The following is a 15,873-nucleotide window of genomic DNA, read 5'->3' on the forward strand; positions in this document are numbered from 1 at the left end:
AGGCCGGAGGAGCCGGGACAGGGCCCCTATCCTCCGTACCCCAGGCGCAGCTCCCTGCGCATGAGTTTTTGGAGGGTGTACCCCGATGTTGTCCTGGTTTGAAAAGACGGCGCCGATCCGTCTCAAGTTCGACGTGCTGACCATTGTCTATGGCGGGCTTGGTGCCGTCGGGCTGGGCGCGACCATCGCGGCGAATGGCGGCTTTTCGTTCACGCTGCCCGTCATCGCCGCGACTTTGGCGCTGGCCGCGTCGATCCTGGTGATGCGGATCAGCCGCAAGCTGATCTGCGATCCCTATGTCGGCTCGGTCGTCGCCATGGAGGCGCTGGCCGCGGGCGATGTCCATCGCGAGATCCGGTACACCGATTACCGCGACTGCATCGGGCGGATCGCCAAGGCCATGCAGGTCTTTCAGCGCAATGCCGCCAATGTCCAGCAGGCCGCCGAGGCGCAGCAGATCGTGGTCGGCGCGCTGGGCAAGGGGCTGGGCGAGCTGGCCGAGGGCAATCTGACCGTGGCGATCCAGGCGCCCTTCCCCGCCGATTACGAACGGCTGCGCAGCGACTTCAACCGCGCGGTCGAGGCGCTGTCGCGCGCGATGAGCGCGGTGACCGTGGCCACCCATGGCATCAATTCGGGCGCCAGCGACATCCGCCAGGCCTCCGACGACCTGTCGCAGCGCACCGAGCAGCAGGCCGCCAGCCTGGAGGAAACCGCCGCCGCGATGGACGAGATCAACTCGACCGTCCGCCAGACCGCGGAGGGCGCCACCCGTGCCAACCGCGCCGTCGCCGATGCCCGGATCGAGGCCGAACAATCGGGTGCCGTCGTCCGCCGCGCGGTCGAGGCCATGGCCGGGATCGAACGCGCGTCGACCGAAATCTCCGAGATCATCAGCGTCATCGACGGCATCGCCTTCCAGACCAACCTGCTGGCGCTGAACGCCGGGGTCGAGGCGGCGCGCGCGGGCGACGCGGGCAAGGGCTTCGCGGTCGTCGCGTCGGAAGTCCGCGCGCTGGCGCAGCGTTCGGCCGACGCGGCCAAGGACGTGAAGTCGCGCATCCTCGCCAGCTCCGAACAGGTCGAGGCGGGCGTCAGCCTGGTCAGCGAGACCGGCAAGGCGCTGGAGCGGATCATCGGCCAGATCGCCGAGATCAGCACGCTGGTTGAGAATATCGCCGGATCGGCGGAGAAACAGGCCAACGGGCTGCAGGAGGTCAACATCGCCGTGTCCGCGATGGACGGCGTGACCCAGCAGAATGCCGCGATGGTCGAACAGGCGACCGCCGCCGCCCGCTCGCTGGCGGTCGAGGCCGACAGCCTGGCCCGCGAGATCGCGCGCTTCCGGGTCAATGCCCATTCGGGCGAAGGCTTTGCGCCCCCGGCACCCGCGCCCCGGCCGCAGCCGCAACCCCAGCCGGTCCACCAGATGCAGGAACGCGCCGCCGCCGCCGGACGCCGCATCGTCCAGACGGCGCGCACGTCCGCCCCGTCCACCGGCAATGCCGCGCTGGCGGTCAACGAGGACGACTGGACCGAGTTCTGACCGGCGCGCGCCTGAATATGGCGCAACCCACGCTTTTTTAACGACCTCTGATCCATTCTGTCATCGAACCCCGCGTCTGGAGTCTTCCCGTGACCGCTCTGTCCCTCGCCCCCGTGCTCGACACCACCGCCGCCGCCCCGTTGCGCCAGGCGCTGCTCGATCTGATCGCATCGGGCGATGCCATCGCGCTCGACGGCGCACAGGTGACCCAGGCGGGGCAGGCCTGCCTCCAGGTGCTGGCCAGCGCGCAGGCGATGGCGGCCTCGATCCGGACCGACTTCGAACTCCAGAACCCCTCCGAAGCGCTGGCTTCGATGATCGCACTGGCGGGGCTCGACACCCTCGTCGCCGCTGCCTGAAAGGCCCGACTCGATGAATCTCGATGAGATCCAGCAGATCTTCTTCCAGGAATGCGAAGAAGGCCTCGGCGCGCTGGAAACCGCCTTTGCCGATCTGAAGCGCGGCCGTCACGACGACGAGACGATCAACACCGTCTTTCGCGCGGTCCACTCGATCAAGGGCGGCGCGGGCGCCTTCGGGCATGAACGGCTCCAGCATTTCTCGCACCATTACGAGACGGTGCTCGACCTGATCCGCAACGGCACCCTGCCGCTGGGCGAGTCGCTGATCGACCTGATCGTCGCCGCGTTCGACACGCTGGCCGACCATGTCGCCGCCGCGCGCGGCGAGGGCGGCGTGCCCGCCGACGAGGCGATGCTGGAACGGCTGGACGCCGCCGCAAAGGGCGAGATCGCCAGCAGCGCGGCCGAGCCGGTGATCGAGCCGGCCGCCGCCCCCGAGTCGCCCGCCGCCGCCGCCGCACTGGACGATTTCGACGCGCTGTTCGCGATGCTGGAGGAGCCCGCCGCCCCGGTCGAGGCGGCTGCCCCCGAGTGGATCGTCACCGTCTATCCCGGCCCGCGCGCCTTCGACCACGGGGCCGAGCCGATGCTCGCGCTGCGTGAACTGGCGCGCATGGGCGGCCGCACCCTGTCCGCCGACCTGTCCGAGCTGCCGCTGCTCGACGGAATGGATGCCGAGCGCGCCTATATCGGCGTCACCATGGCGCTGCCCGGCGCGATCGACGAGGACGACATCCGCGCGGTATTCGACTTTGCCGATCCGCAATGCCGCCTGACCGTCACCCGCAGCGACGCCGTATCGGCCGAGCCCGAAGCGGTCGCCGAACCCGTGGACGCGCCCGAACCGCTCCCCATCGCCCCGGTCGAGGCGGCCGCCCCCGCAAAGCCGGTCGTGATCGAGCCCGCCGCGCCGGTGGTGGTCGCCGCCCCCGCCGCCCCGCCGCCGCCCGAGGCCGCCCCCGTCGTGTCGGTGACCGAGGCCGCCAACAGCCCGCGCGTCGCCGCCGCCGCCGCACAGACGATCCGCGTCGATCTCGACAAGCTGGACCGGCTGGTCAATCTGGTCGGCGAGTTGGTCATCACCCAGGCGATGCTGGCGCAGCGCCTGTCCGAGAACGACATGGGTTCGATCTCCGAACTCTCCGATCTCGACCACCTGACGCGCGAGCTTCAGGACTCGACCATGGCGATCCGCGCGCAGCCGATGAAGACGGTGTTCAGCCGCGTGCCGCGCATCATCCGCGAACTCGAAGTCGAAACCGGCAAGCGCGTCCGCCTGGAGGTGGAGGGCGAGATGACCGAGGTCGACAAGACCGTGGTCGAGCGTATCGGCGAGCCGCTGACCCATCTGATCCGCAACGCCGTCGACCATGGCCTGGAAACCCCGGCAGACCGCAAGGCGCTGGGCAAGGACAGCGAGGGCGTGGTCACGCTGTCGGCCGCGCACCAGTCGGGCCGGATCGTCATCACGGTGGCCGATGACGGGCGCGGCATCGACCGCGCGCGGGTCAAGGCCAAGGCGATCGAGCGCGGCATCATCGCCCCCGATGCGCAGCTGTCCGAGGAAGAGATCGACAATCTGATCTTCGCCCCCGGCTTCTCGACCGCTGCCGTCGTCTCCAACATCTCCGGGCGCGGCGTCGGCATGGACGTGGTGCGCAAGAACATCCAGGCGCTGGGCGGGCGCATCGGCATCCAGTCCGAACTGGGCAAGGGGTCGAGCTTCTCGCTCAGCCTGCCGCTGACGCTGGCGGTGCTGGACGGCATGATCGTCACGGTCGGCGACCAGACCTTCGTCATCCCGCTGACCCATATCGTCGAAAGCCTGCGTCCCGGTGTGGACGAGGTCCATTTCGTCGGCGGCCAGTCGCCGCTGCTCGACGTGCGCGGCACCTATGTCCCGGTCCACCGCGTCGGCGAACAGCTGGGCGTGGGCGGCGCGACGCGGCAGCCCGAGGATGCGGTGCTGATCGTGGTCGAAAGCGACCAGGGCCAGGCCGTGCTGATGGTCGATTCGATCCAGGACCAGCGCCAGGTCGTCGTGAAGAGCCTGGAGGCCAATTACCGCGCCATCCATGGCCTGGCGGGCGCCACCATCCTGGGCGATGGCCGGGTCGCGCTGATCCTCGACGTCGATGCGCTGATCGGCCGCTGGCGGCGCGACGGGCGCAGCTCGGGCGCCTTCATCGAAGACCTGGCCGCGTGAACGCCTTCGCCGCCCTTCCCGAACGCGAGATGGAGTTCGCCTTCTCGGCGGCCGACCATCGCGCGATCGCGGATCTGATCTATGCCGAATCGGGCATCCTGCTGCCCGATACCAAGGCCAAGCTGATCTATGGGCGGCTGGCGCGGCGGTTGCGCGCCTGTGGGCTGTCGACCTTCCCCGACTATCTGGCGCTGGTCGCCAGCGATGCCGGGGAACGGGCCCGCGCGGTCGATGCGCTGACCACCAACCACACCGCCTTCTTTCGCGAAAATCATCATTTCGAGCATTTCCGGGAATCGCTCTGGCCGGGCTTTGCCGAACGGCTGGCCTCGGGCGGACGCGTGCGCGTCTGGTCGGCCGCCTGTTCCAGCGGCGAGGAACCCTATTCGCTGATGATGACGATCCTGGGCACCGACACCCGCGCCGCCGACAAGCTGGCGCGGCAGGATTTCCGGGTGCTGGCGACCGACCTGTCGCCCAGCGTCATCGCGACCGCGCGCGCGGGCCGCTATCCGCTCGACACGACGCGCGCCATGCCCGCCGCGATGCGATCGGCTTGGTGCCGCCGGGTCGGCGAGATGGACGAATTGTCGCCCGGCTTGCGCGAACCGATCGCGTTCCGCGAGCTCAACCTGCTCCGCAAATGGCCGATGCGGCGGCCATTCGATGTGATCTTCTGCCGCAACGTCATGATTTATTTCGACGAACCGACCAAGGCCCAACTGCTTGCCCGCTTTGCCGACCAGCTGGTCGACGGCGGCATCCTCTACATTGGTCACGCCGAACGCATCCCGCCGGAAGTAGCGGCGCGCTTTCACTGCATCGGTCGCACCGCTTTCCAGAAAGTATCCTGATGGCCGTACGTACATTGATTGTCGACGACTCCCCCACCATGCGCGCCTTGATCGCGGGGATGCTCAGCCGCGACCCCGATATCGAAGTGGTCGGCGCGGCCAACGGACCGCACCAGGCGCGCGAGATGATCAAGGCGCTGGACCCGGACGTCATCACGCTGGACGTCGAGATGCCCGACATGAACGGGCTCGACTTCCTCGAGCGGGTCATGCGGCTGCGTCCGATGCCGGTGGTCATGCTCTCGACGCTGACCCAGGCGGGCGCGGACACCACCATCCGCGCGCTGGAGCTGGGCGCGGTCGAATGCTGCGCCAAGCCCGCGACCAACTGCGTCGATCCGCGCATCGCCGAAAGCGTCAAGGCCGCCGCGAGCAGCCGCCGCATCCGCGTGCGCGACATGACGCCTGCCGCGCCGGTGCCGATGGCCGATTTCAAGCCGATCCCCGGCTCGCTGATCGCGATCGGCGCGTCGACCGGCGGGGTCGAGGCGCTGATCCAGGTGCTGAGCGGCTTTCCCGCCAACTGCCCGCCGACCGTCATCGTGCAGCATATGCCCGCGACCTTCACGACCAGCTTCGCCGCCCGGCTCGACCGGCTGTCCAAGCCGACCGTGGCGGAGGCGCGCCACGGCCAGCCGCTGCTACCCGGCCATGTCTATCTCGCGCCCGGCGGCACCCATCACATGGAGGTCGGCGGCACCGAGGGCCAGTATCGCGCCCGCCTGATCCCCGACGATCCGACCAGCGGCCACCGCCCCTCGGTCGACCGCCTGTTCCACAGCGTCGCCAAGAATGTCGGCACCAAGGCGGTCGGCGCGATCCTGACCGGCATGGGCCGCGACGGTGCCGACGGCCTGCTCGCGATGCGCGGCAAGGGCTGTTTCACCGTCGGCCAGGACCGTGACAGCTGCGTCGTCTATGGCATGCCCGGCGTCGCGCAGGAGGTGGGTGCGGTGACCAAGCAATTGACGCTGACGCGTATCGCGCCCGCGCTGATCGACCGGTGCCGGGCGTGATCGTCGCCATGGCCCAGTCCTTTCCGCCGCCGCCGCCGTTCACCCGGCTGGCGCATCGCGACGGTCTTCGCCGGATCAACGTGATCCAGGGGGAAACCCGCGTCAGCCAGGACAAGGAGGTCGTGCTGACCACCGTGCTGGGCAGCTGCATCTCGGCCTGCCTGTACGATCCGGTCGCGGGAATCGGCGGTCTGAACCATTTTTTGCTCGCCGAACCGGGTGCCGCGGAAACCGATCCTAAATCCATGCAGCGCTATGGCGTCTATGCGATGGAAGTTCTGATCAACGCGATGATGGCGCTCGGCGCCCAGCGGCACAGCCTGAAGGCCCGGCTGTTCGGCGGGGCGATGATGCGCGACGGGTTCCGCGACATCGGCACCGCCAATGCGCAGTTCGCCCGCCGTTTCCTGGCGGACGAGCGGATCGCGCTGGTCGGCGAGGATGTCGGCGGGATCAGCGCGCGTCGCGTCGAGTTCCGCCCCGCGCTGGGCCTGGCCCGTTGCCGCCATGTGACGGACACGGCGGTTCCGGCACCGCGCGCCGCACGCCCCGCTCCACCACCCCCACCCGCCGCGACCGGCGACGTGGAATTCTTCTGATGACTCTCGATACCTCCATGAAAGGCCCATTCGTGTCCCAACTCATCATGACCGTGGACGATTCGCCCAGCATGAGAATGCTTCTGCGCGCCGCGCTCACCGATATGGGATATCGGGTGCTCGAGGCCGAGGACGGCGTTCATGCGCTCGACACGCTGGACGGAGTCACCGCCGACACCGCGCCCGATCTGGTCATCACCGACATCAACATGCCCCGTATGGACGGTTTCGGCCTGATCGAGGCGCTGCGCCGCCAGCCCGGCCACCGCAACCTGCCGATCCTGGTGCTGACCACCGAAAGCTCCGACGAGAAGAAGGCCCGCGCGCGCGAAGCGGGGGCGACCGGCTGGATCGTCAAGCCCTTCAACCCCGAAAAGCTCGCCGCGGCCATCCGCCGCGTGCTGCACTGATCCCCTGATCCCGAGGAACCCGACCATGTCGCGTCAGCTCATCACCTTCCAGCTCGGCGACCAGATACTGGGCGTCGACATCATGGCCATCCGCGAGATTCGCGCCTGGTCGCCCGCGACCCCGCTGCCCAACGTGCCCGCGCATGTACGCGGCGTGGTGAACCTGCGCGGCGTGGTCCTGCCGGTCCTCGACCTGCGGCACCGGCTGGGCTGGGGCGTGACCGATCCGAGCGCCCGGCACGTCATCATCGTGGTGCGGATCGGCGAGCAGCTCCAGGGCCTGATCGTCGATGCGGTCAACGACATCGTGACCATCCCGCCCGAGGCGATGCAGCCCCTGCCCGACATGGGCGAGGCGACGGCGGCGCATTATCTGGAAGGGCTGGCCACGATCGAACAGCGGCTGATCCTGATCCTGGCGCTCGACCGCCTGTCCGATAGCGTTTCGTTAACCGCCGAAGCCGCATAAATCCCTGGTTTCTGGATGATAGCGGCGGATCCGTTGGAAGGTATTGGGTAATGGCGGACGTTAAGGTTCTTGTCGTCGACGACTCGCTGACGATGCGGGTTCTGATCTCGGGCGCGCTGGAGCGGATCAAGGGCGTGACCGTGGTCGGTGCGGCCGACGGTGCGCAGGAAGCGCGCAAGATGGTCGACCAGTATCGGCCCGAGGTGATGACGCTCGACGTCGAGATGCCGGGCATGAGCGGGCTGGACTATCTGGCCGAGATCATGACGGAACGGCCGATGCCGGTCATCATGTTCTCGACCCGGACCGCCGCGGGCGCCGCCGAATCGGTCGAGGCGCTGCGGCTGGGTGCGATCGACTGTTTCCCCAAGCCCAAGGTCGCGGTGCAGGCCGAACTGGACGACATCATCGGCAAGCTGGGCAAGCGGATCAAGTCGGCGCGCAACGCCGATCTGAAGCGCGCCAAGGCGGGCAAGCTCGCCGCCGCGCGCAAGGCCCCCGCCGCCGACATGAACTGGAACGGCCGCCTGCTGGCGATCGGCGCGGATGCCGCGAACACCCAGGCGCTGTTCGACCTGTTCCAGACCTTCCCCGCCAACTGCCCGCCGACCCTGGTCGTGCAGCAGATGAGCCCCGGCCTGCTCGGTCCGATGATCGAGCAGCTGCGCGAACAGATCGCGCCCAAGGTCGTCGAGGCGACCGACGGCATGAAGGTGGAACAGGGCACCATCTATTTCGCGCCGCAGGGCGAGACGCACATGGTCGTGGACAGCTGGCCCGAAGGCTCCATCCGCCTGCTCGCGCGCGAGCCGGTGGCGGGCGAGCGGCCCTCCATCTCGCTGCTGTTCGCCTCGGTCGCCAAGGCGGCGGGGAGCAACAGCCTGGGCGTGCTGGTCGCGCTGGACGACGAGGACGGCGCGGCGGGCCTGCGCGCGATGATGGCGGGCGGGGCCTATGCCATCGGGCGCAACGGCACCGACTTCACCTTGTCCAAGGGCATGGCGTCGCAGCCGATCGCGGGCGACGCGATCGCCGCCAACATCCTCAAGCTCTGTAGCAAGTGACCATGGTCGCGCACGATCCCATGCCGGGAATGGAGCGCGAGCTGGCGCTGGCGCTGGCCGAGGAGCTGGTCGACCTGACCCGCTCCCTGGCCGAGCTGGCCTATGACCTGGGCAGCGACAGCGACACGCTGCGCCGCCACATGGTCAGCATCCAGTCGGTCGACCGGATCACCCAGACCCAGCTCGCCATCGCCGACATCCTGCGATCCGACGCGCCGGTGGCCGCGCGGATCGAGGGGGTCACGCTGGAAACGCTGGCGGATCGCCTGCGCGAACGGACCGCGCGCGCCGCCTGACCCCTTACCCGACCCGCCGGGCGATCAGCGCGCGGCCATACGCTCGATCAGCGGGCGCATGCTGCCCAGCCATTGCTGCATCCCGGTGCGGGCCTGCTCGCTCAGGCTCAACAGCGTCAGCCGACGATCGGTCGGATGCGGCGCATTCTCGAACATCCCCATCGACAACAGCATGTTGATCCAGCGGACCGCCGTGGTGCGCGGCACGCCCGAGGCGCGATAACAGGCGCTGGTCTCCACCTGTCGCCCCTCCTCTTCCTCGAGAAAGACGAAGAGCAGCATGTCGAACGCCGGATCGGCGAACAGCGACGAATCGAAGAAGCGCCCGATCCCCTCGCGCGCAGAGCGGACCACCCGCCCGATCTCGACCGGCGTGATGCGCGCCTCCGCCTCGGAGCGGACCAGGGTTTCCACCGCCTCCAGCTCGGCACGGATTCGCCGCAGCCTGTCGTCGATCCCCTCGGACACAGGTTCCGCCCCGATATCGAAGCGGTCGCTCATGACCTGCATTCCCCAGCCCATTCCATCGATCCCCCAAACCGTCCTTGCGGCGCGTCGCGATATATTCCGGTTATGCCGCGGTGCCGCAATTCATGAACGGAAAGATGTCAGCTAATCTGCCCTAAGTTAATCAGAAACTTGTCCGCAAAGGGGCGAATTTGCTCCCGCTTCGGAGCGATCGGCGCGGGAGAGTCCGTCGGAAACGCGCTGGAGGCGCGTCTGGGCGGTACCGGCCCGCTCCCCCACCCGGCCTTCCACAGAATATCCTGGATGGGAGGCCGGGTGGGGGAACGGGCCGGTGCCGCTGAAACGTCAGAAGAACAGCTTGCGCACCGACAGGCGGACGGTGCGACCGAGCGGATCGAGATAGCCCGGCTGATAGCCGATCGGCACCGTGCCGGTCGAATCGGTCACCCGCTGGCGCTGGTTGAACAGATTGTCGACCGACAGGCTGACCCGCATGCCCCGGACCCAGGGATGCGCGCGGACCAGATCGAGCCGCTGGCCCAGATCGGCGAACAGGCGGAAATCGACCGTCGCCAGGCTGCCGAAGTCGAGCGCCTGCGGATTGGCCGCCGTGCCGCCATTGACCCGCGTCGCGCTGCGCCAGTTGCCCGAGAAACGCAGGCCCAGCCCGTTATTGTTATAGCCCGCCTGCGCCTCCAGCTGGTGGCGCGAGCTGCCGCCGCTCGACCCGACCGCGTCGCCGCGCAACAGGTCGAGGACGGGGCCGCCATCGGCGACGGTGACACGGTCGGCGAAGGTCCAGGTGTGATAGAGCGCGAATTGCACGCGGCCACCGCCACGACCGCCGCCAAAGCCGCCGCCGCCGCGAAAACCGCCACCGCCGCCCGGCCCGCGATCCGGTCCGGCACCACCGGGGCCGCCGGGGCCACCGGGGCCACCGGGGCCTCCGGGACCACCGGGGCCGCCGCCCGGTCCACCGCCGGGTCCCTCCCCACGTGGACCGTCCGGTCCGCCGGGGCCACCGCGCGCGCCGGGGAAAGTCATCCCCGCAAAGGGATTGGGGCCGGTCCCGGCACGGAACGCCTCCAGCTCCTTCTGGATCTTGGACTTGATCGGCTTGGAGAAGTTGATCCCCCAGCGCAGCTGCGACCGCTCGGTCCGCGCGAAGTTGATCGGGCGCGAATCGACGCGCAGCAGATTGCCCGCCGCATCGCGGGTGAACCGGTCGGGAAAGGCCGCCTCGATCGCGGCGGTAGGCGTCGGGAAGGACGCGATCGGATCGTCGGTCGAGATGCGGAAATAATTGGCGGTCAGGTTGATGTCGCGGTCGTTCCACGGCTTCACCGTCGCGCCCAGCTTCATGACATGGCGATTGTCCGCGACCAGCGCGGGGTTGCCGCCGCTGACCGACGTCACCGTCGCGGTCGTGCCGCTGACATAGTCGAACAGCCGGACATTGGGGGTGGTGATCGTCGGATTGCCCAGCTGCTGTGGGGTGGGCGCATCCTCCTGATCGGTCCAGGACGCGATGAAGCGCACCCCCTCCAGCGGCGACCAGTTCGCGCCGTAACCGACCGTGGTCAGCGTGCCGAAGTCTGACAGATGATCCGCCCCGCCATTGACGTTCAGCGACAGGTCGCCGATCGCGCTCAGGATGCCGCGATCGCGATTGGCGATGGGGAAGTCGAGATTGACCTGCCCGTTGACGATGTCGCGCGACACCTCGCCGGTCTGGACGGTGCCGAACCGGGTCGAACGGCTGGAGAAATCATTGGTCTCGCCGCCCAGCTTGACGCTGGCCTGCACGTCGCCCGCAGGCAGCGCGAAGACCCGGCCGTTGAGCAGCGCGTCGATCTCACCGGTCGAGGAGGTGGACCGCGCATAGTTGCGCGCCGCCAGCCCCAGCCCGTCGAGCGGCCCGAAGGGGTTGGCGGTCGGATCGCCCGCATTCAACCGCGCCTGAAGCCCCGTCACGTCCAGCCCGGTGTCGGTGGCGACACGGCTTTCGGTCCGGTCATAGGCGCCGGTCAGCGACCAGCGCCACCGGCCCAGATCGCCGTTGAACACGGTGCCCAGATGCGCGGTCAGCCCGGTATTGTCCTGGACCAGCGGGCCATAGGCATCGCTCAACCGGCTGATCGTCGCATTGGTCGACAGCGGGGAGTAAGGATTGCCCGCCGGCAGCGTCAGGCTGGCCGAGGGCAGGCCGTTCCAGCTGTTGCTCTGCGTCGTCTCCAGCTGCGCGTTGAACGAGGCCGCGACCTTGTCGAAGATGTTGCGCGCATAGACGATGTTCGCACCGAACTGGCGCTGCGCCGATTGCAGCGTGCGATAGGGGGTGACGTCGGTGCTGTTGGCCGGGCTTGCCGCCAGCTGCGCCAGCGTCGGCGCAGCGGTCAGCCCGGTGGGGATGCCGACCACGCTGGGCGTCCGGCCGGTCAGCGCGACCAGCGCCGGATCGCTGCTGATCAGATTGCCGCCCAGCGCGGCGTTGCTCGCGGGGGCGGTGATATCGCGCTCGGCCTCGGTCAGCCGCGACGTTTCCTGATAATCGGCATGGATGCTCAGCCGCTTGTCGCGCCGGATGGCCAGCCAGTCGAGCCGCCCCTGCCCCTGGGCCGAGCCGCCCTCGGTCGGAGCCAGCGCGATCGCCTCGGCCGCCAGCGATCGGAAGCGCGGGCGCAGGACGAAGTTCACGACCTTCTGGTCGGGGCGATAGCCGAATTTGAGCGACACTTCCTCGGGCAGGATGTCGACGCGCAGGATCGCCTCGGTCGGCAGGTCGCGAATCTCCTGAAAGCCCGCGATGCGCCGCCCGTTGAGCAGGATCACCGGCGACCCGCCGCGCCCGCTGGTCGTCTGCGGCGCGAGTTCGGTCAGCAGGTCGGCGACGCTCGACACGCCATAGCTGCGGATGTCGGCGGGGCTCAGCTGCTGGTCGGGGGGGATGTCGCCCGGCACGGTGCCCGGCGGGCGGCGGCCGTTGACGACGACGTCGCCCTCGCCGCCTTCCTCCTCTTCGGCCTCCGCCTGCGGGGCCTGGGCGCCCGAGGTCCGGCCCTGGGGCTTCTCCGCCTGCGGAGCGGTGGCGGCCGGGGCGGCGGCCGCATTTCCGATAGCCGCGTTTCCGGTAGTCGGGGCGGGTGTCGCGGCGGTCGGACCTTGCGGCGTCGCGGCCTCCTGCGCCTGTGCGATCGCCGGCATGGCACTCGCCAGCATCAAACCCGCCCAAAGCCGCATCGTTCGCCCTTTTCCCAAATCCTGTCGTTGGGCGTTAGGACGCAAATGTCGCACAAATGTGCCGCCCGCGACGACAAATGTCGCAGGGATGCGGAGCGATGGTCATTCCTCCCCTTGCGGGGAGGAACGGGTCAGCCCGCGAACGCCTTTTCGATCACATAGGCGCCCGGCTGCGCGTTCGAGCCTTCGGGGAAGCCCATGGCCTCGAACCTGGCGCCCAGCGACTTGATCATCTCCATGCTGCCGCACATCATGATCCGGTCGGTTTCGGGATTGAAGCCGTGCGCGCTGGGGAGCCCGGCGAACAAGCGACCATCGTCGATCAGCGCGTCGATGCGGCCGGTGGTGTGGAACGGCTCGCGCGTGACGGTCGGGACGTAATGGAACTTCTCCGCCGCGACCTCGCCCACCAGGGGATCCTCGGCCAGCTTGCCCGCCAGCTCGTCGTGGAAGGCCAGGTCGCTGACCCGGCGGACCGAGTGGACGATCACCACCTCGTCGAACATGTCATAGATGTCCGGATCGCGCGCGACCGACAGGAAGGGGGCCAGGCCCGTGCCGGTCGACAGCATGAACAGCCGCTTGCCCGGCAGCAGCGCATCGGCGACCAGCGTACCGGTGGGCTTGCGGCCCAGATAGATATGGTCGCCCGGCTGCACCTTTTGCAGCTTGCTGGTCAGGGGGCCGTCCTCGACCTTGATCGACAGGAAGTCGAGCTTCTCGTCATAGGAGGGGCTGGCGACCGAATAGGCGCGGAGCAGCGGCTTGCCGTTGTCGCCCTGCAACCCGATCATCACGAATTCGCCCGAACGGAAGCGGAAGCTGTCGGGGCGCGAGATCGCGAAGGAGAAGAGATGCTCGTTCCAGTGATGGACGCTCTGAACCGTCTCGACGCTCAGCGCCGCGGTCGGGGTCAGTTCGGGCAGAACAGTATCGGTCGACAAACCACGCACTCCTTGGGGCCCGCCCCGCGCCACCGGTCGATCGGCGGGCGGGCGAACAGTCAGTTTCGATGAATCGGATGCGCCCTTACCAAGAATAGCGCAGGCTGCCTACAAAGGTCCGCGATGCCCCGTAATAGCAGCCATTGTTGAAGAAACAGCTGGTGATGTGGCGCTTGTCGAACAGATTGGCGACATTGGCGGTCAGGCTCAGCCCCTCCATCGCCGGGCTGACCCGGCCCAGGTCATAGCCCAGCATCAGGTCGGCCAGCCAGTAATCAGGCGACTGGAAACGGCGGACGACGGTCTTCCCGGCCGCGACGGTGGTCGCCGTCCCGTCCGATTCCCCGACATAGCGCAGGCCCGCCCCGATGCTCAGCCCGCCCGGCGCGCCCGCGATACCCGCCTTGCCCAGATCATAGGACAGGAAGCTCGACGCGCTCCATTGCGGCACGCCCAGCGGCCGGGTGCCGGTGACACCGCTCAGCTGGTCGCCGGTGCCGACCACCCGCGTCCCCTGCGTCACGCGCGGATCGGTATAGGTCGCCGCCACCGTCACGTCGAAACCGGGGGCCAGCGTGCCGCGCCCGTCCAGCTCGATCCCGCGGATCGCGACCTCGCCGATCTGCACCTGCGAATTGGTCGGGATATTGCCGGTACCCGCGTTCGGATCGGCGACCGGCACGTTGCGGCGACGCAGGTCGAAGGCCGACAGGGTGAACAGCGCGGTCGTGCCGCGTGGCTGGTATTTCAGCCCCGCCTCATATTGGCGGCCCGTGACGGGGGTGAAGTTGCGCCCGTCCCAGGTGCTGCCCGTCTGCGGCTCGAAACTCTCCGAATAGCTGGCAAAGGGGGCCAGCCCGAACCGGGTCTCGTACAGCGCGCCCAGCCGGGTGGTGAAGGCGGTCTGGTTCAGGCGGGAGACCGCGTTGGTGTTCAGATTCTGCGTCGTCTGGTTGTAGCTGTCCCAGCGCCCGCTGGCGATCAGTTGCAGCCCGCCGATCGCGATCTGGTCCTGCAGATAGAGGCCGACCTGATCGCGCTTGGTGTAATTGTGCGTCTGGGTGAGCGGGAAGCTGGGCAGCGGCACGCCGTAGACGGGGGCGAACAGGCTGAGGTTGGGGATGTTGAACACCGGGTTCGCGTTCGTGCCGGTGTAGAAGGCCTGATAATTCTCGCCGCGATTATGCTGCCAGTCGACGCCGCCCAGGATGGTGTGCCGGACCGGCCCGGTATCGAGCTTGCCGACCAGGTGATTGTCGACGGTGAAGGTCTGGAACGCCTCGTCCGACCCGCCGCCGCCGCGTTGCAGGGTGGAGAGGTCGCTGTTCGCATTGGCGCCGGTGCCGCGCGTCAGGAAGCCCGATCCATAGATCTGTCGGTAATGCAGCCCGATCGCCAGATAGCGCGCGTTCGTCGTCCAGCTCAGCCGGTCGTTCAGGTCGTGGCGGAACAGGATCGTCGCCGATTTCTGCGTCCGGTCGAACGCCTCATAGGAGGGCTCCGACGTGTTGAAATCGACCGGCAGCACCCCGAACGGATTGGGCAGCGCCGAGCCATAGACGGGCACGCCGCTATACGACCCCGATTCGGGATCGCGCTGATAGTTGAGGATCAGCGTGACGCTGGTCGCCTTATCGGGCGCGAAGGTCAGCATCGGCCGCGCATAGTAACGGCGATTGGCGGTGGATCGGATGAAGCCGTCCGATTCCTCGGCCCCCGCGATCATCCGGAACAGCCAGCGATTGTCGGCGTCGAGCGGCTGGTTCACGTCGATGCTGGAGCGCAGCAGCGCGTAATTGCCCGCCGCCAGCTCGATCCGGCCGCCCGCCCCGGCATAGGGCAGCTTGCTGGTCAGGTTGATCAGCCCGCCCGGCGTGCCCGAGCCATAGGTGACGCCCGCCGGGCCCTTCACCACATCGACCGATTCGACCAGGTGAAAATCGACCTGCGGAATGGCATAGACGCCGCCCAGCAGGCGCATCCCGTCCATGAACACGCCCGGCGAAAAGCCGCGCAGATAGAGCTGGTCGTACCGGGTCGCGACATTGCCGCGCTGGTTGGGGGCGACCCCCGCGACATAGCCCAGCGCCTGATTGATCGACAGCGCGTTGCGCCGGGTCAGTTCCCCCTGGTCGATGACCGTGATGCTCTGCGCCGTGGCGATCAGCGGAATGTCGGTCTTGGTGCCCGAGGCCGCGCTCTTCTTCTCGCGCTGTCCCTCGACCACGATCTCCTCGTTGCGCAGCCGTTGGGGATCGTCGTCCCCCGGACTGGGCGCGGCGATGGCCGGTGTGGCGATGGCGGGCCCGGCGACGCCGACAAGGGCGCCCGTGGCGCAGGCCGCCAGCCATGCCGCACGAAATCCCCGCATGATATTTTCCTTAACCGCTATTGATAGT

General features: G+C 68.3%; 14 protein-coding genes. 10 read left to right on the forward strand and 4 right to left on the reverse strand.

Features of this window, described 5'->3' with window-relative positions:
• Window positions 1-85: 85 nt before the first annotated feature.
• From ACFX59_RS13185 to ACFX59_RS13230, 10 genes are all read left to right on the forward strand, one after another.
• Window positions 86-1,546 carry a methyl-accepting chemotaxis protein gene (locus tag ACFX59_RS13185; protein ID WP_387432740.1) on the forward strand — a complete coding sequence of 487 codons (1,461 nt, stop codon included), beginning with the start codon at window positions 86-88 and terminating at the stop codon, window positions 1,544-1,546.
• 89 nt (window positions 1,547-1,635) lie between these two features.
• Entirely contained in the window at window positions 1,636-1,905 is a 270-nt protein-coding gene (locus ACFX59_RS13190) for a lipid asymmetry maintenance protein MlaB (protein ID WP_307101010.1), read from the forward strand.
• Window positions 1,906-1,918: 13 nt separating this feature from the next.
• Window positions 1,919-4,114 carry a chemotaxis protein CheA gene (locus ACFX59_RS13195; protein WP_387432741.1) on the forward strand — a complete coding sequence of 732 codons (2,196 nt, stop codon included), beginning with the start codon at window positions 1,919-1,921 and terminating at the stop codon, window positions 4,112-4,114.
• The gene (locus ACFX59_RS13200; protein WP_354295369.1) at window positions 4,111-4,968 is read left to right on the forward strand and encodes a CheR family methyltransferase; all 858 of its coding nucleotides are present in this window, start codon (window positions 4,111-4,113) and stop codon (window positions 4,966-4,968) included. The genes ACFX59_RS13195 and ACFX59_RS13200 overlap by 4 nt, the downstream gene beginning before the upstream one ends.
• A complete protein-coding gene (locus ACFX59_RS13205; RefSeq protein ID WP_307101016.1) occupies window positions 4,968-5,984 on the forward strand; it encodes a chemotaxis response regulator protein-glutamate methylesterase in 1,017 nt (338 codons plus the stop codon). Before ACFX59_RS13200 ends, ACFX59_RS13205 begins: the two co-directional genes overlap by 1 nt.
• Window positions 5,985-5,992: 8 nt before the next feature.
• Window positions 5,993-6,583, forward strand: a complete 591-nt coding sequence (locus tag ACFX59_RS13210; RefSeq protein WP_309700695.1) for a chemotaxis protein CheD — start codon at window positions 5,993-5,995, stop codon at window positions 6,581-6,583.
• Window positions 6,584-6,615: 32 nt separating this feature from the next.
• Entirely contained in the window at window positions 6,616-6,993 is a 378-nt protein-coding gene (locus tag ACFX59_RS13215) for a response regulator (protein ID WP_056436364.1), read from the forward strand.
• A gap of 25 nt (window positions 6,994-7,018) precedes the next feature.
• Window positions 7,019-7,462 carry a chemotaxis protein CheW gene (locus tag ACFX59_RS13220; RefSeq protein ID WP_307101021.1) on the forward strand — a complete coding sequence of 148 codons (444 nt, stop codon included), beginning with the start codon at window positions 7,019-7,021 and terminating at the stop codon, window positions 7,460-7,462.
• Window positions 7,463-7,512: 50 nt separating this feature from the next.
• Window positions 7,513-8,526, forward strand: coding sequence for a chemotaxis protein CheB (locus ACFX59_RS13225; RefSeq protein ID WP_307101024.1), 1,014 nt, complete (start codon window positions 7,513-7,515; stop codon window positions 8,524-8,526).
• Between the two features lie 2 nt (window positions 8,527-8,528).
• On the forward strand, window positions 8,529-8,822 hold the full coding sequence (locus ACFX59_RS13230) for a hypothetical protein (protein ID WP_307104648.1): 294 nt from the start codon (window positions 8,529-8,531) through the stop codon (window positions 8,820-8,822).
• 24 nt (window positions 8,823-8,846) lie between these two features.
• Here ACFX59_RS13230 and ACFX59_RS13235 read toward each other — a convergent pair whose 3' ends face one another.
• The 4 genes from ACFX59_RS13235 to ACFX59_RS13250 form a co-directional block, all read right to left on the reverse strand.
• Entirely contained in the window at window positions 8,847-9,323 is a 477-nt protein-coding gene (locus ACFX59_RS13235) for a hypothetical protein (RefSeq protein WP_309700690.1), read from the reverse strand.
• Between the two features lie 312 nt (window positions 9,324-9,635).
• Window positions 9,636-12,530, reverse strand: coding sequence for a TonB-dependent receptor (locus tag ACFX59_RS13240; RefSeq protein WP_387432743.1), 2,895 nt, complete (start codon window positions 12,528-12,530; stop codon window positions 9,636-9,638).
• 131 nt (window positions 12,531-12,661) lie between these two features.
• A complete protein-coding gene (locus ACFX59_RS13245) occupies window positions 12,662-13,474 on the reverse strand; it encodes a ferredoxin--NADP reductase (RefSeq protein WP_309697699.1) in 813 nt (270 codons plus the stop codon).
• A gap of 85 nt (window positions 13,475-13,559) precedes the next feature.
• Window positions 13,560-15,845 (reverse strand): TonB-dependent siderophore receptor, encoded by a 2,286-nt coding sequence (locus tag ACFX59_RS13250; RefSeq protein WP_387432744.1) that lies wholly within the window; start codon window positions 15,843-15,845, stop codon window positions 13,560-13,562.
• Window positions 15,846-15,873: the final 28 nt, after the last annotated feature.

This window comes from Sphingomonas sp. NCPPB 2930 (assembly GCF_042867205.1).
Classification (GTDB): Bacteria; Pseudomonadota; Alphaproteobacteria; order Sphingomonadales; family Sphingomonadaceae; genus Sphingomonas.

Bases quoted from the DNA above. Each gene is read 5' to 3' on its own strand.
- ACFX59_RS13185 (WP_387432740.1), top strand. From the start codon at position 86: ATGTTGTCCTGGTTTGAAAAGACGGCGCCGATCCGTCTCAAGTTCGAC.
- ACFX59_RS13195 (WP_387432741.1), top strand. From the start codon at position 1,919: ATGAATCTCGATGAGATCCAGCAGATCTTCTTCCAGGAATGCGAAGAA.
- ACFX59_RS13205 (WP_307101016.1), top strand. From the start codon at position 4,968: ATGGCCGTACGTACATTGATTGTCGACGACTCCCCCACCATGCGCGCC.
- ACFX59_RS13210 (WP_309700695.1), top strand. From the start codon at position 5,993: ATGGCCCAGTCCTTTCCGCCGCCGCCGCCGTTCACCCGGCTGGCGCAT.
- ACFX59_RS13220 (WP_307101021.1), top strand. From the start codon at position 7,019: ATGTCGCGTCAGCTCATCACCTTCCAGCTCGGCGACCAGATACTGGGC.
- ACFX59_RS13225 (WP_307101024.1), top strand. From the start codon at position 7,513: ATGGCGGACGTTAAGGTTCTTGTCGTCGACGACTCGCTGACGATGCGG.
- ACFX59_RS13230 (WP_307104648.1), top strand. From the start codon at position 8,529: ATGGTCGCGCACGATCCCATGCCGGGAATGGAGCGCGAGCTGGCGCTG.
- ACFX59_RS13235 (WP_309700690.1), bottom strand. From the start codon at position 9,323: ATGAGCGACCGCTTCGATATCGGGGCGGAACCTGTGTCCGAGGGGATC.
- ACFX59_RS13240 (WP_387432743.1), bottom strand. From the start codon at position 12,530: ATGCGGCTTTGGGCGGGTTTGATGCTGGCGAGTGCCATGCCGGCGATC.
- ACFX59_RS13250 (WP_387432744.1), bottom strand. From the start codon at position 15,845: ATGCGGGGATTTCGTGCGGCATGGCTGGCGGCCTGCGCCACGGGCGCC.